This window comes from Actinomadura latina NBRC 106108, from assembly GCF_001552195.1.
Classification (GTDB): Bacteria; Actinomycetota; Actinomycetes; order Streptosporangiales; family Streptosporangiaceae; genus Spirillospora; species Spirillospora latina.
Genome location: NZ_BCQS01000003.1, coordinates 624,084 through 649,311, shown reverse-complemented (window position 1 = coordinate 649,311; position 25,228 = coordinate 624,084). Strand labels below are relative to the sequence as shown.

Here is a 25,228-nt window from a genome sequence, read left to right as displayed (position 1 = left end):
TTCTCCAGCGTAAATCGCGTATCGGCAGTCGCAAGAGGGGAGTTCCGCACATTTCCGTATCCCGACCTGACTCGCGGGTGACAGTGCTGATCCCGCACACAGCGCGAACGTGACGGCACTACCCGTGTCGCGACGAACGGTTGTCAACCACAACCCCGTACTGACCTGCGGTTCCGCCGTTCCCGATGGCACATCGCAAGCCCATGCGCCCCGTTACGGCAGCCCTGTCACACCCCGTGACATGCGGGACGGAACGCCAGAGCGGCACGGCGCGGAGGCAAGGGGAGTCAGGCGGAAGCGGACAGTCCCGCACGATCAAGGATGTACGCGGTCAGCGGCGCGTAGTGGTGCGGGGAGACGCCGTCGTCGAGCGGCACGACCACGTCGATCTTGCCTTCGGCGGCCCCGGCGAACAGCGCCGGGTCGTTACAGTCCGCGAACCCCACGGTGTCGATGCCCGCCTGACCGGCGGCTCCGGCCCAGCCGTGATCGGCGATGGCCAGATCCGGCCAAATATCAGGTTTAGCCTCCGAGGAGCGCTCAGAACCACTATTGGCGAGCTCCCGGAGCATGGCCTCCATCGGATGCGGGTCGTGCGTGTGGTGCGTCCGGCGGTCGTCGCCCTCCAGCATCGCGACGCCGGGCTCGGCGTAGACGATGCGGCGCAGGTCCGAGCCGCCGTAGCCGGTCTCGATCTCGTACGTCCAGCCGGCCGCGGGCGTCAGCACCCGGCAGCCCGCCTCCGCCAGCGCCCGCGCGACCGCCTGGTACAGCGGGGTCAGCGTCGCCGGATGGCCCGTCGCGATGACCACGTTCTCCCGGCGGCGGGCCGCGAGACCGATCCGGTCGCCCATCGCCTCGAGCGTGTCGAGCGTGATGTCGGGATCGATGGTGTCGTCCCCGTACAGGTACCGGGGGTCGGGGTCGACGCCGCAGCGCTCGACCATCATCTCCAGGACGGTCCGCTCCGTCCACGACGGCTTCAGCTCCAGGCCGAACTGGTAGTACGGCTGGCCGGCGGCCATCCGCCGGTAGTGCAGCAGATTGTTCTGGCGCGGCGTCGCCACGTCGCCGGCGATCATCGTCCGGACGAGGTGGGCGCGCAGCTCGGCGCGGGCGGGTGCCGGTTTCAGGGGGGCGGGTTTCACAGGGGCGGGCCTCACTCGTCCGTCATCGGGTCGAGGCCGTGCTCGGGGAACACCGCCCGGCGCGTCGCCAGGATCGCCTGGTCGATCGGGCTCGCCGGGTCGTAGCCGTCCCCCCACCTGACGACCTCCACGACTTCCGTCCCGTCCGTCATCCGGCGCGGGGCGATCTCCTCGGTCCGCCGCCGGACGAGGTCGCGCCACTCCTCCGGGGTCGCCGTGCCCGGCGCGATCGGGCCGCCCGCCGCCTCGGCGAGCAGGTGCGTCCACGCGCGCGGCACGACCTGGACCAGCTCGTAGCCGCCGCCTCCGGTGAGCACCCACCGGCCGCCCGCGGTCTCGTGCGCCAGCCGGTGCAGCAGCGCGTAGGCCGTCCGCTGCCCGTCCACGCTGAGGATGAGGTGCGCGAGCGGGTCGAGCGCGTGCCCGTCGGCGCCCTGCTGCGTCACGAGGACGTCCGGGCGGAACCGGCGCAGCAGCGGCGGGATGATCGCGTCGAACGCGCGCAGCCACGGCCGGTCGCCGGTGCCGGGCGGCAGCGAGATGTTGACGGAGGTGCCCTCCGCGCCCGTCTCGTTCGGGAAGCCGGTGCCGGGGAACAGCGTGCGCGGCGTCTCGTGCAGGCTGATCGTCAGGACGCGGGGGTCGTCGTAGAAGGCGGCCTGGACGCCGTCGCCGTGGTGGACGTCGATGTCGACGTACGCGACGCGCTCCGCGCCGTTCTCCAGCAGCCACGCGATGGCGATCGCCGGGTCGTTGTAGACGCAGAACCCGCTGGCGGCGCCGCTCAGGGCGTGGTGCAGGCCGCCGGAGATGTTCGCGGCGTGCTCGGCGCGGCCCGTCCACACCGCCTCGGCGGCGGCGACCGACGCGCCGGCGACCAGGGCGGACGCCTCGTGCATGCCGAGGAAGATCGGGTTGTCGGCGGTGCCGAGGCCGTGCCTGACGTCCGGGAGCCCGGTCGCGCCGGCGTGCTTGACCGACGCGATGTAGGACTCCTCGTGGACGAGCCGCAGCAGCTTGTCGCCGGCCGCCTCGAACTCCGACACGCGCACGTTGGGACGGTCCAGGACGCCGAGTTCCCGGGCCAGCGCCATCGTCAGTTCGACGCGCACGGGGTCCATGGGATGCCCGGAGCCGAAGTCGTAGGAGATGAGCCGCTCGTCCCAGAAGATCTCGAGTCCGCAGTTCTCGGGGTCGGCGGGCCGGGACGCATCGGGACTGCTCATGACCTCACGGTATCGCGAGCGTCACGTGGCCCGGCTCACACGGCCGCCTCAGGGGCGCCGCCCCGGTCCCGGTCACCGATTGCCGGACTGTGACGTGAATTACTGTCCGAAAACGGGCATACCGATCACACGACGTCAAAATACCAAAGGGGGGTACATGGACAGCCCAAGCGTGCGCAGTCGTGCGATCAGCAGCGCTCTGCGGCTGGGCGTCCGGCCTCTCCTGCACTACCTGCCCGGCCACGCCACCGGGATCCGGACCGCCCGGTCCACGGTGGACGCCGCGTCCTTACTGATGCGGCCCTGCTCGGGGGTGCGGATCGAGGGGCTGAACGAGCGGCCCGGCGAAGACCTCGGTGAGCGCCCGATCAAGGGCGAATGGCTCGTCCCCCGGGACGCCCCCGAGGGCCGGCCCGACGGCGCCGTCCTCTACCTGCACGGCGGCGGCTACGTGGCCTGCTCGCCGCGCACCCACCGGCCGATCACGTCGCGGCTCGCGCACGACACGGGCCTGCCCGTCCTCGCCCCCCGGTACCGGCTGGCGCCCGAGCACCCGTTCCCGGCGCCGCTGGAGGACGCCGTCACCGCCTACCGGTGGCTGCTCGCGCGGGGCGTCCCCCCGGCCGGCATCGTGATCGCGGGCGACTCGGCCGGCGGGCACCTCGCCGGCGTCCTCGCCGGGGAGATCTGCCGGCAGGACCTGCCGGCCCCCGCCGGGATCACCCTCTTCTCCCCATGGATCGACCTGACCTGCGAACTCTCCATCCAGGCGCAGGCCCGCGCCCACGACCCGTACATCAGCGCCGCGTCGGCGCGCCGGGTCGCCCGCCTCGTGGTGGGGCCGGCCGGATTCGACGACCCGCGGCTGGCCCTGCTCACCTGCGCCTGGACGGACGTGCCGCCCGTCCTCATCCAGGTCGGCGGCGCCGAGGTCCTGCGCACCGAGGCCGAGGCGTTCGCGGACGCCCTGCGGAGCGCCGGCGGGAAATGCGAACTCCAGGTCTGGGACGGCCAGATGCACGTCTTCCAGATCCTGAACCGCGTGCTGCCCGAGGCGGGCGAGGCGATGCGCGACGCGGCCGCGTTCATCTGCTCGGTCACGCACCACAGCGCCCCCGGCCGCACCGCGGCCGCCTAGCGGTCCCTCCGGGCGGCGGTCAGAAGCGGCCGGCGGGTTCGCGTTCGAGGTACGCGTCCTCCGCGCGGCGCCCGCGGCCCGCGGCGAAGAACCCGACCAGGGCGGCCAGCGCGGCGCCGCCCTCACCGGCCAGGCTGATCGTCTTGTCGAGGTACCAGACGGGTTCGTGCATGTCCGGCAGCGGGCCGAGCGCCCCGAGATCGACGTAGTAGTAGAGGACGACGGCCCCGGCCGCGCTCGCCGCGACGAGGAACGCCAGCGCGTACGCCCAGCGGGCGCCGTAGGTGAGGACGACGACGGCGACCACGCCCGCGACCGCCGCCTGGATGCGGAACAGGTCGTCGCCGCCGATGGACCCGCCCGCGACGTAGGCCATGTCGGGCGCGAACATCCAGTGCACGATGGCGTCGGCCGCCAGCCCGGCGGCGACGATCAGGCGGAGTATGAGTCCCATACCCCTAGCACGGGCGGACCCCCCGGACCGGCTCAAATGTTCAAAGATGAACTTTCGCTGAGGCCGCCGGGCCCGATCAGCCGCCCGCCAGCTCGCGTCCCCGGTTGCGGGCCGCCTCGATGGCCTCCAGGACGGCGGCGCGGACGCCGTGCCGCTCCAGCTCCCGGATCGCCGAGATCGTCGTCCCGCCCGGGGACGTGACGGCCTCGCGCAGCAGCACCGGGTGCTCGCCGGAGTCGCGGAGCATGATCGCCGCGCCCACGGCGGACTGGATCACCATCTCCAGCGCGGCGGCGCGCGGCATGCCGAGCAGGATGCCCGCGTCCACCATCGCCTCGACCAGGTAGTAGAAGTACGCGGGGCCGCTGCCGGACAGGGCCGTCGCGCCGTCCTGCAGCGACTCGGGGATGCGGAGCACCTTCCCGACCGGGGACAGCAGCTCCTCGGCGAGTTTCAGATGCTCTTCCGCCGCGTGCGAGCCGGGCGAGATCACGCTCATCGCCTCGTCCACGTGCACGGGCGTGTTGGACATGACGCGGACGACGGGGACGCCCGCCGGCAGCCGCGCCTCGATGAACCCGGTCGTGATGCCCGCCGCCATCGAGATCACGAGGCGGCCGGGCGGGACGTGCGCGCCGATCTCGTCCAGCAGGGCGCCCATGTCCTGCGGCTTCACCGCGAGGATGAGCGTCTCGGCCTTCGCCGCGGCCACCGCGTTCGGCACGATCTCGATGCCGTACCGCTCGCGCAGCAGCGCGCCCCGCTCCTCCCGGCGCGCGGTCGCCATCAGCTCGGACGGGCGGCGGCCGGCCCGGAGCACCCCGGACAGCAGCGCCTCGCCCATCTTCCCGGCACCCAGAATCGCGATCATCGGCATACCTTGACGTGGGGATTCAACGACCGGACCAGCCTAGCGCCGGGCCCTTCTCGTGTGGGGGGACGCCCCCACCCCCCGGAAGAGCGCTCTGATCACGACCGTCCGGCGAGGGAGCGCACGAGGAAGCGGAGGTTGGCGGGACGTTCCGCCAGGCGCCGCATGAAGTACTCGTACCACTCGCGCCCGTACGCGACATAGACGCGGACCTGCGCTCCCTGCGCGGCCAGCCGGCGCTGCTCCTGCGAACGGACCCCGTAGAGCATCTGGTACTCGAACGTGTCGGCGTCACGCTCGTGCAGAATCGACAGCGCACCGGCGATATCGATGAGCCGAGGATCGTGCGTGGCGAGCATCGGGTAGCCCTTGCCCGCCATGAGGACCTTCATACAGCGGACGAACGACTTGTCGATCTCATCCTTGTCGGTGAAGGCCACCGCCGCCGGTGCCGCATACGCGCCCTTGCACAGCCTCACGCGCGACCCCTCGTAGGCCAGTTCCGCGCAGTGCTCCTCTGCCCGCCGCAGGTACGCCTGGATGACCGCCCCCACGTCCGGGAAGTCGCGCCGTAGTTCCTGGACGACCCGCAGGGTCGAATCGACGGTGGTGTGCTCCTCCATGTCGAGCGTCACCGTCGTCCCGGCGGAACGGGCGGCCTCGCACACCCGCCTTGCGTTCTCCAGGGCCAGGTCTTCGTCGAGGGTCTGGCCGACGGCCGAGAGCTTCAGCGACACCTCGGCGCGTGCACCGAGCCCGGCGGCGCCGAGCCGTTCCAGCAGTTCGACGTAGTGGGTGACGTTCGCCTCGGCGCGTCCCTTGTCGGACGTGTCCTCGCCCAGGACGTCCAGGGTGACGAGCAGCCCCTCGCCGGTCAGCCGCCCGGTGACGCGCGCCGCGTCCTCGATCGTCTCACCCGCGATGAAGCGCCGGACGACGTCCCCGGTGAACGGCGCGGTCTCCACGACCCTGCGCGCGCCGCCACTGCGCGACGCGGCGAGCAACGCCTGACGAAGCACTGTGCGCACCCTTCGCTCCCTGGTTCTCCTCGTCCCAGGTTAAGCCCGCGCGATCACGACACCGTGCCGAGCCTGTTGCCGGCCCCGTGCTGCTTCACGTACTCGGACATCTGAGCGGTCTTGACGGCCTCGAACAGCTGCTTCGCCTTCGTCCCGTCGACGAACACGACGCTCTGCTTGCCGCGCATGCCGGTGCCCTTGTGCGGGAGCGTCATGAACATCACGTCCGACACCCGGACGCTGCGCATGCTCAGCGCCAGCGAGCGCAGGTCGCCCGCCGACACGCCCTCGTCCACGCTGATCGACTTCGACAGCGCGGACAGGAAGCGGTCGAGCTTGAGCGGGTTGGTCAGCGTGCCGCGGTCCGCGGCCTGCTTGGCGAGCGCGCCGAGGAACGCCTGCTGCCGCTTGATCCGGTCGAAGTCGCCGTTCGGCAGGTTGTAGCGCTGCCGGACGAACAGCAGCGCCTCCTCGCCGTTCAGCTTCTGCTTTCCCGCCGTCCACTGCTTCTTGCGGGCCGGGTCGTACACGCTCTGCTTGATGTTGACGGTGACGCCGCCGAGCGCGTCCGTCATCGACTTGAAGCCCTCGAAGTCGATCGCGCCGTAGTGGTCGACGCGGATCCCGGTGAGGTTCTCCATCGTCTCGATCAGCAGCTTCGGCCCGCCGAACGAGAACGCCGCGTTGATCTTCTGGTTGCCGTAGCCGGGGATCTCGACCCACGAGTCGCGCGGGAACGAGATGATGTAGGCCTTCTTCCGGTCCGCCGGCAGGTGCAGCAGCATGATCGTGTCGGTGCGCTGCCGGCCCGGCTTCCAGACCTGGTTGCCCTCGCCGGTCGTCGCCGCGTCGGCCCGCGAGTCCGAGCCGACGAGCAGCCAGTTCTCGGTGCCCTCCACGTTCGGCCCCGGCCGGTTCGCCCGGTCGGTCGGCATGACGCCCTTGATCCGGTCGATGTTGCCGTTGTAGGACGACTGGCGCTGCCACAGCAGCCCGCCGACCCCGGCCACGACCAGCGCGACGAACAACCCCATCGCGATCAGGACCCGCGGCCACCGCCGCTTGCGCTTGCGCTCGGCGCCGTCGGCCCCGGCCCAGAAGGCGTCCCCGCCGTCGCCCTGGGGGGCGCCGGGCCCCGCTGGGGCCTCGGTGGCCTGAGCTGCCGCCGGTGCCTGCGGGCCCTGGTCGGCCCGCTGCGGCGCCTGCGGTCCGGAGTGATCTGGCGCGGTCATGGCGCAGAAGCTACCAGCAGGATCGACCCGGGATGGCCCGGTTCAACCCACCTGTCCGATTAAGGCGCAACCCGCCTCCGCAGGTAAACCTCAACCCCCTTTCGCGGGTCATGGGGTGCGGCGGCGGAGGGTCACCGCGCCCAGGACCAGGGCCACGATCGTGAAGGCCGTTATCACGGCGACGTCGCGGGTCAGAGTGGCGGTGAAGTCGGGGCGGGCGCTGATCTCCTGCATGCCCTCGACGGCGTATGACAGGGGCAGGACGTCCGAGAGCGCGTTCAGCCAGGACGCCATGTCGTCGCGCGGCATGATCAGGCCGCACAGCAGCGTCTGCGGCAGGACGAAGGCGGGCATGAACTGGACGGCCTGGAACTCGGTCCGGGCGAAGGCGCTGGCGAACAGGCCGAGCGACATGCCGAGCAGCGCGTCCAGCAGGGACACGAGGACCAGCGACCCCAGCGAGCCTTTCAGGTCGAGGCCGAGCCAGGTCAGCGAGATCACCAGCACGACGCCGACCTGCACCAGCGCGATCAGCCCGAAGGCGAGCGCGTACCCGAGCAGCAGGTCGAGCTTGCCGAGCGGCATGGTCATCAGCCGTTCGAGGGTGCCGCTCGTCCGTTCGCGGAGGGTGGCGACGCTGGTCACGACGAACATGACCGTGAAGGGGAACAGGCCGAGCAGCATCGGCCCGATCCGGTCGAAGAGCATCGGCTGGTCGAACACGTAGCGCAGCAGGATCATCAGCAGCGCCGGCACGCCGATCAGCAGTGCGAGGGTGCGGTGGTCGTGCTTGAGCTGCGCGAGGATGCGCCGCATCGTGGCGAGGGTGACGGCCGCGCTCATGCCGGGCTCCCGGCCTTCTCGGTGATCAGGTGGAGGAACGCCGCCTCGAGGTCGGGCGCGCCGGTGCGGGAGCGGAGCCCCGCCGGGGTGCCGTCGGCGAGGATCATGCCCTCCCGCATGAGGAGGAGGCGGTCGGTGCGGCCCGCCTCGTCCATGACGTGGCTGGACACGACGAGGGTCGCGCCCCGGTCGGCCAGCTCCCGGAACAGCTCCCACAGCTCCTGGCGCAGGACGGGGTCGAGGCCGACGGTCGGCTCGTCCAGGACGATCAGCTCGGGCGCGCCGAGCAGCGCCGCGGCGAGGTTGGTGCGGCTGAGCTGCCCGCCGGACAGCGTCGCCGCCGTCTGGTCGCGGCTCCGGCCGAGTCCGACCTCGTCGATGACGCGGTCGACGTCCGAGCGGGGCGCGCCCAGGACGGACGCGAAGTAGCGCAGGTTCTCGGCGACGGTCAGGTCGGCGTACACGGCCGGGGACTGCGTCGCGTAGCCGACGCGGTTCCGCAGGCCGGCCGATCCGGCGGGCGCGCCGAGCACCGTCACCGTGCCGCTCCGCACGATCTGGACGCCGACGAGCGCCCTGATCAGCGTGGTCTTCCCGCAGCCGCTCGGGCCGAGCAGCCCCACGATGGAGCCGCGCGGGACGTCGAAGGTGAGCCCGCGCAGGACTTCCTGGCCGCCGCGCACGACCCGCAGATCGCGGACGCGCACGGCCGGCTCGGCACCGCTCGCCGGGCTAGAACTCATCATGTGTTGAATTTAAGCGGACGGCGGGGCCCGGTCAAGAGGTCAGGTAGCGCTGGACGGTGGGGGCCACCAGTGCGATCAGCTCGTCCTCCGACGCCGACGCCATCGGCTCGATGCGCAGGACGTACCGCAGGATCATCACGCCGATCATCTGCCCCGCCGCCGCCTGGATGCCGAGCGGCGGCGCCTCGGTCGCCTGCTTGGCGCGGCCGAACAGGGCGACCGCGACGAACTCGCGCAGGAGCGCCGCCGCCCGCTCGTTCGTCATCGCCGAGCGCAGCATCGCGAGCATGGGCGCCCGGCTGTCGTCGTCCCCCCACACGTCCAGGAACGCGCGGACGATCGCCTCACCGCGCCGTTCGCCGGGGAAGGCCATGATGCGCGGCAGCAGGACGGACGGGTCCACCGGGAAGCGCATCGCCTCGATGAACACGCCCTCCTTGTTGCCGAAGAAGTGGTGGACGAGGGCGGGGTCGACGCCGGCGGCGCGGGCGATGGCGCGCAGCGAGGCCCCGTCGTAGCCCTTCTCGGCGAACAGGTCGCGCGCCTCGGCCAGGATCTTCTCGCGCGTCTCGGTCGGGCCGGGCCGGCGGCCCCTCGGCGCGGCGGGATCGGTCACCGCACGCCCCGGCGGGTGACCTCCCCGGCCGACGTGACCTCCCAGGTGTGGTCGGCGGCGGCGAGGTGCAGGCGGGCGAACGCCAGGGCCTCGGCGAGGTCCTCCATGCGCTCGACCCGGCTGGACGCGCGCCGCGTGTTCACCTCCAGGACGATGTGCCCCCGGAAGCCGCCCTCGGCAAGGTTCTCCAGCATCGTCCCGCACGGCTGGTGGCCCCGGCCGGGGACGAGGTGCTCGTCCTTGTTCGTGATGCCCACGCCGTCGGCGAGATGGATGTGCCGCAGGCGGTCGCCCAGGCCGCCCGCCATGTCGACGGGGTCCGACCCGGAGACGGCGGTGTGGGACAGGTCGAGGGTGACGTACGGGTAGTCCTGGTCGACCGGGTTCCAGTCGGGCAGGTACATGCCCGCTTCGGCACCTCGCGCCTTGAGCGGGAACATGTTCTCCACCGCGAACAGGACGTCGGTCTCGTCCTGCATGCGGGCGAGGCCCTCGACGAACTCCTTCGCGTAGTCGCGCTGCCAGCGGAACGGCGGATGGACGACGACGACCTCCGCGCCCAGTTCCTCGGCGACGTCCTTGGAGCGGATGAGCTTGCCCCAGGGCTCGCGGCCCCACACCCTCTGCGTGAGCAGCAGGCATGGCGCGTGGATCGACTTGATCGGCACCTCGTGGTAGTCGGACAGCCGGCGCAGGACGTTCAGGTCCTGCGAGGAGGCGTCCGTGGAGACCATGACCTCGATGCCGTCGTAGCCCAGCAGTGAGGCGATCTCGAACGCGCTCGGTACCTTCTCCGGGTAGACCGACGCGGTGGAGAGCGTGATCGGCGCGTCCGGTACGCGGAGAGCGGGTGTAGTGACGCCGTTGTGCTGCGGGGTCAAGGCTTCCTCGCCAGGAATGATCGCTCGACGATGGTCATCGGGTTCGCACGGTAAAGCCTATGCGGCGGCGGCGGTGATGAAACAACCGCCCGGAGTGATCCTGATTGCTCTGCCCCCGGAGGCCGCTACTCTCGGTCGCCGTGGCCGATATCGCGCCGGGCGCCGTGCCGAGCCCCAACATCTGGAACTCCCCGCAGGTCTACGAACTGGAGAACCGCGCCGTCGACCCCGACGGCGTGCTCGCCGGCGCGATGCGCGCCATCCGCCCATGGGACGGCGCGGACGTCCTGGACGTCGGCTGCGGCACCGGCTTCCACCTGCCCTTCTTCGCCGCCGGCGCCCGCCGCGTGATCGGCGTCGAGCCGCACGCGGGCCTCGCCTCCGCCGCCGCCCGCCGGACCCGCGACCTCCCCAACGTCACCGTCCGTGCCGGCGCGGCCCAGGCCCTGCCGCTTCCGGACGCCTCGGTCGACGTCGCCCACGCCCGGTGGGCGTACTTCTTCGGGCCGGGCTGCGAACCGGGCCTGCGTGAACTGGACCGGGTCGTCCGGCGCGGCGGAGCGATCTTCATCATCGACAACGACGCCACCCGCTCCACGTTCGGCCGCTGGTTCCGGCGCGCCCTGCCGAAATACGACCCGGCGGCCGTCGAGCGGTTCTGGACGCGGCGCGGCTTCTCCCGCGAGCCCCTCACGATCCGGTGGTCGTTCCAGAACCGGGACGACCTCGCCGCCGTCCTGCGGATCGAGTTCCCGCCCGGCCTCGCGGACGCCTGCCTGCGCGAGCACCCCGGACTTGAGGTGGACTATGCCGTTAATTTGTGGTGGCGTTGCCTGAGTTACTGACTAGTTGGGTCGTTCAGGAGGTACGGACATGGGCCGTGTCACTGCTGGAAGAGCGCTCGGCGGCCTCGCCGCCGCCACCGCCGTCGGCGCGGCCGGCGCCGGGGCCGGGCTGGTCGCCCAGCGCCGCGCCATGCGCCGCCTCCAGTTGCGCCCCGACCCGTTCGCCGGTGAGCCGTTCGGCTCCCTGCGCGGCCGTCCCGTCCCCGTCCGCGCCGACGACGGCACCCGCCTGTACGCCGAGATCGACGGCGACGACCGCACCGACCTCGCCGTCGTGTTCTCCCACGGCTGGACGCTCACCCAGGACTCCTGGCACTTCCAGCGCAAGGCCCTGCGCGGCCTCGGCCGGCTGGTCTTCTGGGACCACCGCGGCCACGGCCGCTCCGACGGCGGCGCCCGCGACGGCTACTCCATCCCGCGCCTGGCCGCCGACCTCGGCGCCGTCATCGAGGCCACCGTCCCCGCCGGCACGCCCGTCGTCCTCGTCGGCCACTCCATGGGCGGCATGACGATCATGCGGTACTGCGACGAGAACCCCGGCCTGGTCGGCCGCAGGGTCCTCGCGACCTGCCTGCTGTGCACGTCGTCCGGCGCTCTCGGCGAGGTCACCCTCGGCATGCCCGCCCTCGTCGCGCGCACCACCCACCGCGTCCTGCCCCGCGCCCTCGCCGCGCTCGGCACCGGCTCCGGCGCCATCGAGAGGGTCCGCCACCTCGGCCGCGACGCCGCCACCCTCATCGAGGACCTGGTCGCCTTCGGCCCCGAAGCGAGCCCCGCCGCGATCGCCTTCGCCGAGCAGATGATGACCGAGACCCGCATGGACGCGTTCGTCGACTACTTCCGCTCGATGATCACGACGGACGTCATCAGCGACTGCGCCTCCCTCGCCGGCGCCGACACGCTCGTCCTCGGCGGCGAGAACGACGTGCTCACCCCCGTCGAGCACAGCCTCAAGATCGCCTCCTGTGTCCCGTCCGCGCGCCTGGAGGTCGTCCCGTCGGCCGGCCACATGGCCATGCTCGAACGCCCCGGCGCCGTCTCCGACCACCTCGGCGACCTGATCGAACGAGCCCGCAAGGACTGTTGACCCAGGGGCCCCCTGAGCCGGTACACCACGGGCATGCCCGGCGACGCAGGCGACCGCAGCGACGCCGCACGAACCGCACAGGCACAGAGGCCGCAACAGCGGCGTGAGGATCGCCTGCGTCGTGACGGGGGTTCCAGCGGGGCGTCCCCCTGGGCGGACGCTGTCGGTGCCGGGCTCTAGGCTGCCGCGCATGGCGAAGGCTAAGACGGCCAAGGCGGCCTATCGGTGCTCGGAGTGCGGGTGGCAGACGTCCAAGTGGGTGGGGCGCTGCGGCGAGTGCCAGACGTGGGGGACGGTCACCGAGGGAACCTCCGCCACCCCCGCGCGGGTCGTGTCCGCCGGGCCGGTCAGCGCGCCGGCGCGCCCGATCGGGCAGGTGGACGTCCGGTCGGCGCGCACGCGGCCCACGGGCCTGGACGAGCTGGACCGGGTGCTCGGCGGCGGCATCGTGCCCGGGGCCGTCCTGCTGCTGGCCGGGGAGCCGGGCATCGGCAAGTCGACGCTGCTGCTGGAGGTCGCCGCGCTCGCCTCGACCGCGGCCGGGGACGGCGGGAAGAACGTCCTCTATGTGACAGGTGAGGAGTCGGCCGAGCAGGTGCGGCTGCGCGCCGACCGGGTCGGGGCGATCACCGACCACCTGTATCTGGCGGCGGAGACCGAGCTGTCGGCGATCCTCGGGCACATCGACTCCGTGGAGCCGTCGCTGCTCGTCGTCGACTCCATCCAGACGGTCGGGACGTCCGAGGTGGACGGCGCGCCCGGCGGCGTCACGCAGATCCGCGAGGTCGCCGCCAACCTGATCAGGGTCGCCAAGGAGCGCGGGATCACCGTCGTGCTGGTCGGCCACGTCACCAAGGAGGGCGCGATCGCCGGGCCGCGGCTGCTGGAACACCTGGTCGACGTCGTCCTGTACTTCGAGGGCGACCGGCACTCGCGGCTCCGCATGATCCGCGCGGTGAAGAACCGGTACGGGCCGACCGACGAACTGGGCTGCTTCGACCTCTCGGAGGTGGGCATCGTCGGGCTGCCGGACCCGAGCGGCCTGTTCCTCACCCGCCGCGAGGAGGCCGTCCCCGGCACGTGCGTGACGGTCACGCTGGAGGGACGCCGCCCGCTCGTCGCCGAGGTCCAGTCACTCGTCGCGAAATCGCATCTGCCCGCGCCGCGCCGGGCCACGTCCGGGCTCGACACGTCCCGGGTCGCCATGGTCCTCGCCGTCCTCGCGCAGCGCTGCAAGATCTCCATGCACGAGCAGGACGTGTACGTCTCGACGGTCGGCGGGGTGCGGCTCAGCGAGACGTCCGTCGACCTGGCCCTCGCCCTGGCCGTGGCGGGCTCCACGGTCGAGCAGGCCCTGTCCAACAGCCTCATCGCGCTCGGCGAGGTCGGGCTCGCCGGGGAGGTCCGCGTCGTGCCCGGCGTCCAGCGGCGGCTCGGCGAGGCGGCGCGGCTCGGCTTCAAGCACGCCATCGTCCCCCGCGGCTCCCTCGAACTCGCCGACGGATCGCCGCTCAAACGCGCGGATCCGCAGCTCAGCAGCTACGAGGGCATGAAGGTGATGGAGGTGGACAGCCTGCAGCAGGCCCTCCAGGTCGCGTTTACGGCGCCCTGACGGGAGTCACGCCAGAGTATTACTGCACACAACTCGGTCTTGCGACCTGCGGAGGAACCAGGGCGCGGCCCGCCTCGGTAAACTGACGCCGTCCAGCGACCTCCGGGGGTCAGGTGCCATCACACGACAAGGGTTATGACGAGCGACGCCGTGCCACATTGGCAGCGGTGGCCCCGGGCACCCAGATCCGCGACGGACTCGAGCGGATCCTGCGGGGCCACACCGGCGGCCTGATCGTGCTCGGCTACGACAAGACCGTCGAGGAACTGTGCTCGGGCGGCTTCGAGCTCGACGTCGAGTTCTCCGCGACCCGGCTCCGCGAGCTCGCCAAGATGGACGGCGCCATCGTCCTCGACGACAGCCACAGCCGCATCGTCCGCGCCGCCGTCCACCTCGTGCCCGACTCGACCATCCCCACCGAGGAGTCGGGGACGCGCCACCGCACCGCGGAGCGCGTCGCCCGCCAGACCGTCTACCCGGTCATCTCGGTCAGCCAGTCGATGCACATCATCGCGCTGTACCTCGACGGGATCCGCTACGTCCTCGAAGACTCGGCGGCCATCCTGTCCAAGGCCAACCAGGCCCTGGCCACGCTCGAACGCTACAAGCTGCGGCTGGACGAGGTGTCCGGCACCCTCTCGGCGCTGGAGATCGAGGACCTCGTCACCGTCCGCGACGTCAGCGCCGTCGTCCAGCGCCTCGAAATGGTGCGCCGCATCGCCGACGAGATCGAGGGCTACGTCGTCGAGCTCGGCACCGACGGCCGGCTGCTCTCCCTCCAGCTGGACGAGCTCGTCTCCGGCGTCGACGCCGACCGCGAGCTGATCGTCCGCGACTACCCGTCCGACGACACCCGCGCCCGCGGCGTCGCCGCGATCCTGTCGTCCCTCGACACCCTCTCCGCCAACGAGCTGCTCGACCTGTCGACGGTCGCCGAGGTGATGGGCTTCGCCGGCCCGGACGCCCTCGACCTGCCGGTCAGCCCCAAGGGGTTCCGCCTCCTCGCGAAGGTCCCGCGGCTGCCGGGCATGGTCGTCGAACGCCTCGTCGAGCACTTCGGGGGCCTGCAGAAACTCCTCGCCGCCAGCATCGACGACCTCCAGGCCGTCGGCGGCGTCGGCGAATCCCGCGCCCGCAGCGTCCGCGAGGGCCTCTCCCGCCTCGCCGAATCCTCGATCCTGGAACGCTACGTCTGACCACGCGCGCACCCGTGGCAGCGGTCACCAGTGCCGGCGGCATCCCAGCAGGGCCGGCGGGACGGGCCTGTGCGGTCAGCGCAGGCGGAAGATCAGCTTCTTGACCTTCGTGTCCTTCAGGTCGGCCACGTAGGTGCCGGGGCGGGCCCGCGTCCTGCCCTTGCAGCCGCGCTCGCGGTCCCAGGTGACGGTGTCGACGTAGGGAATGCCGCGGCGGAGGGTCTCCTTGGGCGCGTCACCATGGCGGCAGTCGGCGGACGACCAGATGCGGTCCGAGCCGGACGTGATGCGGACGTCCAGCGTCCCCGTGTCGAACCTGCAGGTGCCGCGGCCGGTGTTGACGACCGTGATCCGGAACTCCGGCCGTTCCGAGCCCCTGTAGGTGTCGCCGGCGGCGGACATGTTCACGACGAGGTCATCGGCGTCGCAGGGACCGCCGTCGTCCGCCGGGGCCGGCTCGGGCGTGGCCGTCGTGGTGACCGTGACCGTCGGCATCGCGGTGGGCGGGGGCGGCGGGCTGGCGCTCTCGGCCGCCTTCGCGTCCCGCACCGGCTCGCCCTCTCCCGTACCGGCGCACGCCCAGGCCAGCAGGCCGACGGCGCCGAGCAATCCGGCCAGGGCCAACGCGCGGCGCCGCCAGTACTGGTCCAGCCCAGAACCGTCCGAGTCACGTCCAGTATTCGGACCCATACGGTCAGTATGCATTCACCGAACCGGAGAGAGGGGGCGACCCGCCGCGTGCCACAATGGCGGCGCACCATGAACCTGAACTCCGCCTACACCGCCCCGATCCTCGGCTGGTACGAGACGAACGCCCGGGAGCTGCCGTGGCGGGCGCCGGACGCGACCCCGTGGGGCGTCCTCGTCAGCGAGATCATGCTCCAGCAGACGCCGGTCGTCCGCGTCCTGCCCGTCTGGGACGCCTGGATGGCGCGCTGGGCCACGCCCGCCGCGCTGGCCGCCGAACCGCCCGGCGAGGCCGTCCGGGCGTGGGGACGGCTCGGCTACCCGCGCCGCGCGCTGCGCCTGCACGCGAGCGCCCGCGCGATCACCGAACGGCACGGCGGCGACGTGCCGTCCGCCCACGAGGAGCTGCTGGCCCTGCCGGGCATCGGCGCCTACACGGCCGCGGCCGTCGCGAGCTTCGCGTTCCGGCAGCGGCACGCCGTCCTCGACACCAACGTCCGGCGCGTCCTGGCCCGGCTGGTGTCCGGCGTCGAGTACCCGCCGAAGTCGCAGACCAAGGCCGAGGTGGCGCTCGCGGAGAGCCTCCTGCCGGTCGATCCCCCGACCGCCGCCCGCTGGGCCGTCGCCGTCATGGAACTGGGCGCGCTGGTCTGCACCGCCCGCACACCCCGCTGCGCCGACTGCCCGGTGCTCGGCAGCTGCGCCTGGCAGCTGGCCGGCCGGCCCGCCTACGACGGGCCGCCGCGCCGGGGCCAGACGTACGCGGGCACCGACCGCCAGTGCCGCGGCCGCCTCCTGGCCGTCCTGCGGGACGCCGAGGGACCGGTCCCGAAACCCGCCCTCGACATCGTCTGGTCGGACGCCGTCCAACGCGAACGCGCCCTGGACGCCCTCATCGCCGACGGCCTGGTCGACCCCCTGGACAACGGCCACTACGCCCTCCCCGCCTGAGCGGCCGCACCCCCGCAAGCCGACGGCGACGCACCGGGCACGGCCGCCCCTCTCCGCCGGGCGCGATCCAGTGATCGGAATCCCTCCCGCGTAGCTCCCTGACCTCGCCTGGCTTGGTCGACCCGCTGTCGTTTCCGTCCAAGACGGCCCCGCACCCGCGGTCTAGCGTGAAGTGAAGAGTTCGCCTGATCATGAGGAGAAAGCGCTATGCGTGACCTGGTCTACACCGGTTTCATGTCCCTCGACGGCGTCGTGGACTCGCCCGGCGGCGGGCCGGGAGAGGAGCACCGCGCCGGCGGCTGGGTGTTCAAGGACCTCGAGTTCGTCCCGGAAGCCTGGTCGCTCAAGGGCGAGGAACTCGCCTACACGACGGCGCTGATGTTCGGCCGCCGCAGCTATGAGGCGTTCGCGCCGGTCTGGCCCGGCTCGGAGGACCACGCCGACTACAAGGAGCTGCCCAAGTACGTGGTGTCGACCACGCTGTCCGAGGACGCCCTTGTCGACGGGTGGGGGCCGACGACGATCCTGCGCTCGACCGAGGACGTCGCCGCGCTCAAGGAGGGCGAGGGCGGCGCGATCCTCATCCACGGGAGCGCGGAACTGGCCCGGAGGCTGTCGGACGCGGGCCTGATCGACCGGTACAACCTGCTCGTCTTCCCCGTCCTGCTCGGAGCCGGGAAGAGCCTGTTCGGGCGGGCCGACCGCGACAAGTACATGCTGACGCTCCAGGAGTCGGAGAGCTACCCGAACGGGATCCTGAAGCTGGTCTACGACGTGAAGCGCTGATCCAGGTCGAGACCGATCGCGCCGCCGGCGCCCTCGCGCAGCTGCCCGGCGGTCCGTCCGACATAGGAGCGCAGCGCCCGGGCCAGGTGCGGCTCGTCGAAATAGCCGAGCTTGGCGACGACGTCGGCGGCAGTTTCGCCGGCCGCCAGCAGTCCCGCCGCCGTGCGGGCCCGCTCGATCTGCCGGACGGCGCCCCGGGTCAGCCCGGTCGCGGCGCGGAACCGGCGTTCGACCGTGCGCCCCGAGACGTCCGGGCGGCGCCCCCGCAGCACCTCGGCGACGAGCGGGTCACCGACCACGATCCCGGCCCGGACGAGACGCTCGACCAGGGCCTCGGCGTCGTCGGGGCCAGGAGTCTCCCAGCGCGCGCCGTCCAGCCGGAACGTCCGGCGCGTGGTGTCGGGGAGCTCGATGCCCGCGTCCACCAGCGCGGGCGTGGGCACGGCTCGCAACGAGGTGCCCACGGCGAAATCGATGCCCGTGAAGGTCGCGCCCTCCGGCACCGGCGCCGTGCCGGTCCGGGTCTCGGGGCCGGTGACGCTCGTGTACGCCTGGCCGTCCTGCTGCCAGAACACCAGGCCCCAGCGCACCCCTGCGACGGACGTCATCTCCGTGACCTGCTCGCTCGTGCAGGTCCAGACGGCGTCGACCCAGGGCGAGTCGGACCGGCGCGTCTCGAAGCGCAGTTCCACGGACGAAGGATACGTCGCACGCCACCCGATGGCGGGCGTGGTCGTACGCGCCGCCCTCAACCCTTCAGGCGCCGGAGAGGTAGCGTACGGGCGTGCGTGATCTGCTGAGCCTGCCCAAAGCCCATCTGCACGTCCACCTGGAGAGCACCGTCCGGTCGGCCACGCTCCGGGAGATCGGCGCGGCCAACGGCGTCCGGGTACCCGACGACGTGGGCACGTTCGGCGACTTCGCCTCCTTCTTCGCGCAGAACGACCTCGTCCGCGCCTGCCTGCGGCGCCCCGCCGACTTCCGCCGCATCGCCTACGAGTTCTGCGAGGACGAATCCGCCCAAGGCGTCCAGTACGCCGAGGTCTCCTTCACCGCGGCCGGCCACGGCGAGCGGCTCGGCGACCTCGGCATGCCGCTCCGGGCCGTCCTGGAGGGGCTGGAGGCCGGGCAGGACGCGTTCGGGATCGAATGCCGCGTCATCCTCGACCACTCGCGGCGCCGGTCCGTCGAGCGCGCCTGGCGGACGCTCGACCTCGCCCGCCGCCACGACCGCGTTGCGGCCATCGGGCTCGCGGGAGACGAAGCCCACCCCGGCGCCCCGTTCGACGACGTCTTCGCCGCCGCTCGCGACGCCGGGCTCCACGTCGTCCACCACGCGGGCGAAGGCGAAGGGCCCGCCAGCATCCGGCAGGCCCTCGGGCCCGGCCGTACCGAGCGCCTGGGCCACGGAATCCGCATCCTGGACGACCCGGACCTCGTGGCCGAAGTCCGCGAACGCGGAATCCCCCTCGAAGTCTGCCCATCCTCCAACGTCGCCCTGGGCTTCGCGCCGTCGCTCGACGCTCATCCCCTCCCCCGCCTCCGCGACGCGGGCCTGATCGTGACGATCAACACCGACATCCCGGCGCTGATCGACACCTCCCTGACCGCCGAGTACGCCCGCGTCCGCGACGCCTTCGGCTACGACGACCGCACCCTCGCCGGCCTCGCCCGCGCCGGCGTCGACGCGTCCTTCGCCCCCGACGCCACCAAGACCCGGCTCCACGGAGCGATCGCCACATGGCTGGCCGGCCATGCCCCCGAACCACCGTCCGTCGGCTAGAGCCTGGTCAGGGGACCGGCCCGGATCTCGCGGAGAAAGGGGTCATCGTCGTTGTGCCACCGGCCCCGTGTCCGGACGACCGGATGGACGGGAAGACCGAGGCGCCCGGCGGCCTCCTGCGCCGCGTCGAATGCGGCGTCCGGGGCGATGTCGCCGATCACCAGCACTTCGACGTCGCCGGCCTGGCCCCCGGCCGGATGCTCGTACCGCCCGGCCCAGGCCCCGAAGAGGTAGATCTCCTGAACGGACGGCAGCCTGCCGAACTCCTCCGCCACCACCGCCGCCGGCCCGAACGTCAGCATCAGCAGATGGGCGAGCGGCTCGTACAGGGGGCTGCTCGCATCGCGCGCCACCAGCCGTCCGGCCAGGGTGCGGCGCATCGCGAGTATGCCCGCCCTCGCCAGCCGCTCCACTTCGCGCATCACGGACGCGAGGTCGGTGCGGAGCATCACCGCCAGGTCGAGCATCGATATCTCACGAACCGGCCCCAGCAGCAGGCGTGCGAGCAGTTCGCCCTGCAGGCGCGACCGGAAGATCGGCAACCGGTCCGGCGCACGGGCCGCCACGTCGCGCAGGAACGCCTCCGCCACACGCGCTTCGCTCACCGGTACGGGCACCCCCCGCCGCCGGAATCCGGCCGCCCCACCCGCCTCATTCGATCGCATGTTCGAATACTAGGAGCCACCACCGACATCCCGAACGCGTCGGCATGAAGGCGATCCACACAGGGGACTCGGGTTCCGGGAGGAAGTCGGCCAGGGCGATGCCCGTGGCTTCTGCGTGCTCGCAGGCGGCCTCCAGGTCGGGCATGCGAAAGGGCCCGCAGCCGGACGAATCCGGTCACGGGCCCTTGCGCAGGACGTCAGTCCCTGTTGAAGACGTCAGTCCTTGTTGAAGTTGACCGCGCCCTCGATGGGCGGCGGGCTGTCCGGGACGCCCGTCGGCTTCGGCACGCCCTTGAACGTGAACTTGGCGTTCTCCACCGAGTCCTTGTTGTCGGGGTCGAAGCCCTCGGTGCCCACGATCACGATCTGGCCGGCCTTGAGCTCGTTGTACAGGATCTTCTCGGACAGGTTGTCCTCGATCTCCCGCTGGATCGTGCGGCGCAGCGGCCGGGCGCCGAGCACCGGGTCGTACCCCCGGAGCGCGAGCAGGTCCTTGGCCTCCTGCCGCAGCTCGATGCCCATGTCGCGGTCGCGGAGCCGCTCGTCCACCTTGGCGATCATCAGGTCGACGATCTGGATGATCTCCTTGGGGGTGAGCTGGTGGAAGACCACCGTGTCGTCGACGCGGTTGAGGAACTCGGGACGGAAGTGCTGCTTCAGCTCCTCCGACACCTTCGCCTTCATACGGTCGTACGAGCCCTGCTCGTCGTTCTGACGGGCGAAGCCCATCGAGACGCCCTTGGAGATGTCCTTGGACCCCAGGTTCGTCGTCATGATGATGACGGTGTTCTTGAAGTCCACGACGCGGCCCTGCGCGTCGGTGAGGCGGCCGTCCTCCAGGATCTGCAGCAGCGAGTTGAAGATGTCCTGGTGGGCCTTCTCGATCTCGTCGAACAGGACGACCGAGAACGGCTTGCGGCGGACCTTCTCCGTCAGCTGGCCGCCCTCCTCGTACCCGACGTAGCCGGGCGGGGAGCCGAACAGCCGCGAGACCGTGTGCTTCTCCATGAACTCGGACATGTCGAGCTGGATCAGCGCGTCCTCGTCCCCGAACAGGAACTCCGCGAGGGTCTTGGACAGCTCGGTCTTACCGACACCGGACGGGCCGGCGAAGATGAACGAGCCGCCGGGACGCTTCGGGTCCTTCAGGCCGGCGCGGGTGCGCCGGATCGACTGCGAGAGCGCCTTGATGGCGTCGTGCTGGCCGATGACCCGCTTGTGGAGCTCGTCCTCCATGCGCAGGAGGCGCGTCGACTCCTCCTCGGTCAGCTTGAAGACCGGGATGCCGGTGGCGGTGGCGAGGACCTCGGCGATCAGCTCGTCGGTGACCTCGGCGACGACGTCCATGTCGCCGGCCTTCCACTCCTTCTCCCGCTGCGCCTTCTGCCCGAGCAGCTGCTTCTCGCTGTCGCGCAGCGCCGCGGCCTTCTCGAAGTCCTGCGCGTCGATCGCGGACTCCTTGTCGCGCCGGACGTCGGCGATCTTCTCGTCGTACTCGCGCAGGTCCGGCGGCGCGGTCATGCGGCGGATGCGCATCCGCGAACCGGCCTCGTCGATCAGGTCGATCGCCTTGTCGGGCAGGAACCGGTCGCTGATGTAGCGGTCGGCGAGCTGCGCGGCCGCGACCAGCGCGCTGTCGGTGATCGACACGCGGTGGTGCGCCTCGTAGCGGTCCCGCAGGCCCTTGAGGATCTCGATCGTGTGCGACAGGGACGGCTCGGCGACCTGGATCGGCTGGAAGCGGCGCTCCAGCGCGGCGTCCTTCTCCAGGTGCTTGCGGTACTCGTCCAGCGTGGTGGCGCCGATGGTCTGCAGCTCACCCCGCGCCAGCATCGGCTTGAGGATGGACGCGGCGTCGATCGCGCCCTCGGCGGCGCCCGCACCGACCAGCGTGTGCAGCTCGTCGATGAACAGGATGATGTCGCCGCGGGTGCGGATCTCCTTCAGCACCTTCTTCAGGCGCTCCTCGAAGTCACCGCGGTACCGGGAACCGGCGACCAGCGCGCCCAGGTCGAGGGTGTAGAGCTGCTTGTCCTTGAGCGTCTCGGGCACCTCGCCCTTGACGATCTTCTGCGCGAGCCCCTCGACGACGGCCGTTTTACCGACGCCGGGCTCGCCCACGAGGACGGGGTTGTTCTTGGTACGGCGGGACAGCACCTGCATGACCCGCTCGATCTCCTTGTCCCGGCCGATGACCGGGTCGAGCTTGCTCTCGCGCGCGGCCTGCGTCAGGTTGCGGCCGAACTGGTCGAGCACGAGGGAGGTGGACGGAGCCGACTCCGAGGGACCGCCGGAGGCGGCCGGCTCCTTGCCCTGGTAGCCGTGCAGCAACTGGATGACCTGCTGGCGGACCCGGTTGAGGTCGGCGCCGAGCTTCACCAGCACCTGGGCGGCGACGCCCTCGCCCTCACGGATCAGACCCAGCAGGATGTGCTCGGTACCGATGTAGTTGTGGCCGAGCTGCAGCGCCTCGCGCAGTGACAGCTCAAGGACCTTCTTGGCACGCGGAGTGAACGGGATGTGGCCCGACGGCGCCTGCTGGCCCTGGCCGATGATCTCCTCGACCTGCTGGCGCACCGCTTCAAGACTGATCCCGAGGCTCTCCAGAGCCTTGGCGGCGACACCCTCGCCCTCGTGGATCAGGCCGAGGAGGATGTGCTCGGTGCCGATGTAGTTGTGGTTGAGCATCCTGGCCTCCTCCTGAGCCAGGACGACAACGCGCCGCGCGCGGTCGGTGAACCTCTCGAACATCTCGTCGCTCCTCACAGAGCGGTTGGGCAGAGTCCGGAACGTCCGGAACTGTCCTTCCGCATGCTAGCCCGCCCCGAGGAGGCCGCCCGGTGCACTCCCACCAGAAGACGTTCCCCAGCTAAGCGCTGTTCAGTCTCATCCAACTACCGCATCGGTGCGTCATGTTCCCGCTACGCCGCAAGCGAACGGAGGCTTTCCGCAGGTCGATCGGGGCGCGGGCCGAACACGCCGAATGGGCCGCAGTTCCGCCCGCGCCGCCTCTGTACCTCGCCGCCTCCACGCCGAACCCCATTGCCGCTACGCCACAAGCGAACGGCCGATTTCATCGCGGCCCGGCTCTCCGCGCCGCGCCGCTCCTGACGGAGCCCTTGGAGGACGGCTCCTCGGGCCGCAAGAACGCGGCCCGGTCGAGAGGCGGGAGGACGCGGACGCCCGGCGGAACGTGCACCGCTGCGGGACCGGAAGAAGGCGGATGCCCAGCAGAGCGCGGGACGGCAGAGAGAGCGGAAGAAGGCGGGTTCGCGAGAACACAGGCCGCCGGAACGTCGTGCGGGCCCGGGAGAACCGGGGTCCGGAGAAGGCGAACGGCCCGTCTCGTTAAGGGAGACGGGCCGCCGGTGGTGAAGCGGATCAGTTGGCCGCTTCGTACTGCTCGATCACGTGGGCCGGGATGCGTCCGCGCTCATTGACCTTGATGCCATTGTTCTTGGCCCAGGCACGGATCTCGGCACTGCGTTCCCGGCTGGACGCGCCACGCTGCCGGCGGCGGCGCGAGACCGTGCCCGCCTTGCGGGACTTCTCCACGAACGGCTGCAGCGATTCCCGCAGCTTCGTTGCGTTGGCGCCACTCAGGTCGATCTCGTAGGAGGCGCCGTCGATCGAGAACGCTACGGTCTCGTCCGCCTCGCCACCGTCGAGGTCGTCGACGAGAAGCACCTGAACCTTCTGTGCCATGGGGACAGACCTTTCGGCTGGAGCAAACTTCAATCGGTTGACAAAGATATACCGAGAACTCCGCGGATGACAATTCAAGCGCTCGCGTTGAACCGGCACTGCGCCGGAAGTCGCCTTCCCGCCGGTGACCGGGCGTAATCACGCTCGTCGTTTCCGGAGCAGCCGGGGGACGCACCAGGGCCTGCCGCGGCCCGGCGCCCGTGAATTCCCGGCGCGGCGGACGGGCGGGGTTTTCCGGCGTGACCGGTCTCACGGCCTGCCGTGCTGACCTGGGACGGACGCTCCACGCATTGAGCCGGGTTTGCGGACGCCCTCGGCTTTCGAGCGGTGCGGCCCGTCCCGGCGGAAAAGCCCTGCCCGGACCTTAACAGGCGGTACGCACCGGCACGCACTCGACGATTAACCCGGATGTGCCGGCCCTAACCGTCCACCGGGCGGGAATCCGCGCGGACCCCGCGGCCTCGGGCACGGCAGCCACCTGGGGAGACCCGAGACGACGTCCGGGCACGCATGGACGCGTGTATGCGCGAGGGATCCCAAGGAACGGAAAGCGGAGATCATCCCCTGACCGGCCGATGTTGCCGGATAACCGGAAGGGGGGCGGTTCCGAAAATCTGTTCCGCGACTCAGGACGCGAAGTCGCCGTCCACACCGCCAACGGTGATCCCGCCGAAGACCACCGGCGCCGCTTGGACTCCTGAAATCAGGAGATCGAGGCACAATCCGACCGGCCGGTCCCCACACGACGCGCATGGGCGCGGGAAAGTCCGTTCCCGACTGAGGCCGCGTCCCATCAACGTCCCATCAACACTTAGTCCAGTAGCGCTATGAACCGGCACCGCGGCTCCATGGCAACGGCCGGCGGAAGCAACTTTCAATCCGGAGGCGGCGTCCGGGACGCGACACATCCCGCTCGGATTCGAGCCCGTAACCGGAACGAGCTGGGATTCGCCTGGCGAACGGGGACGTCCGAAACAGACCTGGCCATCTCCAGGAAAGCTTGGAGAAGGCAGGCGAATACCCTCGTCCCACGATGGATCACGGGACGAGGGACGGGGATCGCACCTCCGGAAGCCCGTCTGAACGCGCCTGAGAGGGCCGCAGAAGGCCGATGAATCAGGGCGTGCGGCGTTTTACCACGACCGTCCCAGCGAGCCTGTCGTGGACGGCTTGGCGGCGCGTCCCCTCGAACATGGCCCCGGCGTTCGCGACCCAGAAGACGCTCGCCAGGAGACCGGCGACGGGAATCGGGCGCGCGGCGACCGGCAGCGAATAGACCGCGGCGCGGAGAACGGACCGCAGAACATCGGGACGGGCGCCGGCCTCCACCTCGCCGGGAGAACCCTGAGAAGCAGCCGATCGCCCAGGCGCGCCCTCCTCCGGCCCCTCGGGCGCGGTCAGGGGCACGAATCCCGGCACGGAGACGGGCATGACCCCAGCGCCGCCCATGGCCGCGCCACCCGTCCCCTCCGCGTCCGCCCCGCCGGGTTGCACGGCCGACAGGGCGACGACGACCTCCGTGCCCGCGAAGCGCTTGCCGAGCGTCCGGCCCCAGAGGGACAGCTGGACCGCCTCGTACAGGAGCATGCATCCCGCCACAGCGGGCGGGGCGACGACGTCCACCAGGTGCCCGGAGACCAGTTCCCGGACGATGGCGATGACGGGCACGCCGACGATGAGCGTGTCGACGACGCGCGCCAGCAGGCGCTGCCCCGGTTCGGCGAGAGGAGCCGCCAT

Annotated in this window: 24 protein-coding genes; 8 read left to right on the top strand and 16 right to left on the bottom strand. The window is 71.3% G+C overall.

Features of this window, described 5'->3' with window-relative positions:
* Window positions 1–287 precede the first annotated feature (287 nt).
* A complete protein-coding gene (locus AL2_RS03810; RefSeq protein WP_281181568.1) occupies window positions 288–1,148 on the bottom strand; it encodes a phosphatase in 861 nt (286 codons plus the stop codon).
* An 11-nt stretch (window positions 1,149–1,159) separates the two neighbouring features.
* Window positions 1,160–2,320 (bottom strand): acetoin utilization protein AcuC, encoded by a 1,161-nt coding sequence (locus tag AL2_RS03805; RefSeq protein ID WP_067630253.1) that lies wholly within the window; start codon window positions 2,318–2,320, stop codon window positions 1,160–1,162.
* A 226-nt stretch (window positions 2,321–2,546) separates the two neighbouring features.
* Between AL2_RS03805 and AL2_RS03800 the strand changes: the two genes are divergently transcribed.
* Complete coding sequence (locus AL2_RS03800) at window positions 2,547–3,512, top strand: alpha/beta hydrolase (RefSeq protein ID WP_245666305.1); 966 nt, start codon at window positions 2,547–2,549, stop codon at window positions 3,510–3,512.
* Window positions 3,513–3,531: 19 nt separating this feature from the next.
* Here the strand turns inward: AL2_RS03800 and AL2_RS03795 are convergent, their stop codons facing one another.
* From AL2_RS03795 to AL2_RS03760, 8 genes are all read right to left on the bottom strand, one after another.
* Complete coding sequence (locus AL2_RS03795) at window positions 3,532–3,966, bottom strand: hypothetical protein (protein ID WP_067629131.1); 435 nt, start codon at window positions 3,964–3,966, stop codon at window positions 3,532–3,534.
* A gap of 76 nt (window positions 3,967–4,042) precedes the next feature.
* The gene (proC, locus tag AL2_RS03790; protein WP_067630250.1) at window positions 4,043–4,837 is read right to left on the bottom strand and encodes a pyrroline-5-carboxylate reductase; all 795 of its coding nucleotides are present in this window, start codon (window positions 4,835–4,837) and stop codon (window positions 4,043–4,045) included.
* Between the two features lie 98 nt (window positions 4,838–4,935).
* Window positions 4,936–5,856: a proline dehydrogenase family protein gene (locus AL2_RS03785; RefSeq protein WP_067629129.1), complete on the bottom strand. Its 921-nt coding sequence runs from the start codon at window positions 5,854–5,856 to the stop codon at window positions 4,936–4,938.
* Between the two features lie 53 nt (window positions 5,857–5,909).
* Complete coding sequence (locus AL2_RS03780; protein ID WP_067629127.1) at window positions 5,910–7,088, bottom strand: LCP family protein; 1,179 nt, start codon at window positions 7,086–7,088, stop codon at window positions 5,910–5,912.
* A 108-nt stretch (window positions 7,089–7,196) separates the two neighbouring features.
* Window positions 7,197–7,931, bottom strand: coding sequence for an ABC transporter permease (locus AL2_RS03775; RefSeq protein WP_067629126.1), 735 nt, complete (start codon window positions 7,929–7,931; stop codon window positions 7,197–7,199).
* Entirely contained in the window at window positions 7,928–8,677 is a 750-nt protein-coding gene (locus AL2_RS03770) for an ABC transporter ATP-binding protein (RefSeq protein WP_210747658.1), read from the bottom strand. The genes AL2_RS03775 and AL2_RS03770 overlap by 4 nt, the downstream gene beginning before the upstream one ends.
* A 31-nt stretch (window positions 8,678–8,708) precedes the next feature.
* Window positions 8,709–9,293, bottom strand: a complete 585-nt coding sequence (locus AL2_RS03765; protein ID WP_067629124.1) for a TetR/AcrR family transcriptional regulator — start codon at window positions 9,291–9,293, stop codon at window positions 8,709–8,711.
* Window positions 9,290–10,174, bottom strand: a complete 885-nt coding sequence (locus AL2_RS03760; RefSeq protein ID WP_067629122.1) for a sugar phosphate isomerase/epimerase family protein — start codon at window positions 10,172–10,174, stop codon at window positions 9,290–9,292. Before AL2_RS03760 ends, AL2_RS03765 begins: the two co-directional genes overlap by 4 nt.
* A gap of 140 nt (window positions 10,175–10,314) precedes the next feature.
* Here AL2_RS03760 and AL2_RS03755 point away from each other — a divergent pair, with 140 nt between their 5' ends.
* The 4 genes from AL2_RS03755 (at window position 10,315) to disA (ending at window position 14,914) form a co-directional block, all read left to right on the top strand.
* Entirely contained in the window at window positions 10,315–11,019 is a 705-nt protein-coding gene (locus AL2_RS03755) for a class I SAM-dependent methyltransferase (protein ID WP_067629120.1), read from the top strand.
* Between the two features lie 28 nt (window positions 11,020–11,047).
* Complete coding sequence (locus AL2_RS03750) at window positions 11,048–12,106, top strand: alpha/beta fold hydrolase (protein ID WP_067629119.1); 1,059 nt, start codon at window positions 11,048–11,050, stop codon at window positions 12,104–12,106.
* Between the two features lie 190 nt (window positions 12,107–12,296).
* Entirely contained in the window at window positions 12,297–13,718 is a 1,422-nt protein-coding gene (gene radA, locus AL2_RS03745; RefSeq protein ID WP_067629117.1) for a DNA repair protein RadA, read from the top strand.
* 113 nt (window positions 13,719–13,831) lie between these two features.
* A complete protein-coding gene (disA, locus tag AL2_RS03740) occupies window positions 13,832–14,914 on the top strand; it encodes a DNA integrity scanning diadenylate cyclase DisA (protein ID WP_067629115.1) in 1,083 nt (360 codons plus the stop codon).
* 75 nt (window positions 14,915–14,989) lie between these two features.
* On the opposite strand, the gene AL2_RS03735 is transcribed toward disA, so the two are convergent.
* On the bottom strand, window positions 14,990–15,604 hold the full coding sequence (locus AL2_RS03735; protein ID WP_067629113.1) for a hypothetical protein: 615 nt from the start codon (window positions 15,602–15,604) through the stop codon (window positions 14,990–14,992).
* Between the two features lie 69 nt (window positions 15,605–15,673).
* Between AL2_RS03735 and AL2_RS03730 the strand changes: the two genes are divergently transcribed.
* Both AL2_RS03730 and AL2_RS03725 read left to right on the top strand, forming a co-directional pair.
* A complete protein-coding gene (locus AL2_RS03730; protein ID WP_067629111.1) occupies window positions 15,674–16,552 on the top strand; it encodes an HhH-GPD family protein in 879 nt (292 codons plus the stop codon).
* Between the two features lie 207 nt (window positions 16,553–16,759).
* Entirely contained in the window at window positions 16,760–17,338 is a 579-nt protein-coding gene (locus AL2_RS03725; protein ID WP_067629109.1) for a dihydrofolate reductase family protein, read from the top strand.
* Here AL2_RS03725 and AL2_RS03720 read toward each other — a convergent pair.
* Window positions 17,320–18,030, bottom strand: coding sequence for a helix-turn-helix domain-containing protein (locus tag AL2_RS03720; RefSeq protein WP_067629107.1), 711 nt, complete (start codon window positions 18,028–18,030; stop codon window positions 17,320–17,322). The genes AL2_RS03725 and AL2_RS03720 overlap by 19 nt on opposite strands.
* Before the next feature lie 92 nt (window positions 18,031–18,122).
* On the opposite strand from AL2_RS03720, the gene add reads away from it, so the two are divergent.
* A complete protein-coding gene (gene add, locus AL2_RS03715; protein WP_067629105.1) occupies window positions 18,123–19,121 on the top strand; it encodes an adenosine deaminase in 999 nt (332 codons plus the stop codon).
* On the opposite strand, the gene AL2_RS03710 is transcribed toward add, so the two are convergent.
* The 4 genes from AL2_RS03710 to AL2_RS39005 all read right to left on the bottom strand — a co-directional run bounded on the left by AL2_RS03710 (window position 19,118) and on the right by AL2_RS39005 (window position 25,228).
* The gene (locus AL2_RS03710) at window positions 19,118–19,726 is read right to left on the bottom strand and encodes an ArsR family transcriptional regulator (protein ID WP_157437992.1); all 609 of its coding nucleotides are present in this window, start codon (window positions 19,724–19,726) and stop codon (window positions 19,118–19,120) included. The genes add and AL2_RS03710 overlap by 4 nt on opposite strands.
* Before the next feature lie 276 nt (window positions 19,727–20,002).
* A complete protein-coding gene (locus tag AL2_RS03705; RefSeq protein WP_067629103.1) occupies window positions 20,003–22,537 on the bottom strand; it encodes an ATP-dependent Clp protease ATP-binding subunit in 2,535 nt (844 codons plus the stop codon).
* A gap of 630 nt (window positions 22,538–23,167) precedes the next feature.
* On the bottom strand, window positions 23,168–23,491 hold the full coding sequence (locus tag AL2_RS03700) for a histone-like nucleoid-structuring protein Lsr2 (protein WP_067629101.1): 324 nt from the start codon (window positions 23,489–23,491) through the stop codon (window positions 23,168–23,170).
* A gap of 1,116 nt (window positions 23,492–24,607) precedes the next feature.
* The gene (locus AL2_RS39005; RefSeq protein WP_067629099.1) at window positions 24,608–25,228 is read right to left on the bottom strand and encodes an RDD family protein; all 621 of its coding nucleotides are present in this window, start codon (window positions 25,226–25,228) and stop codon (window positions 24,608–24,610) included.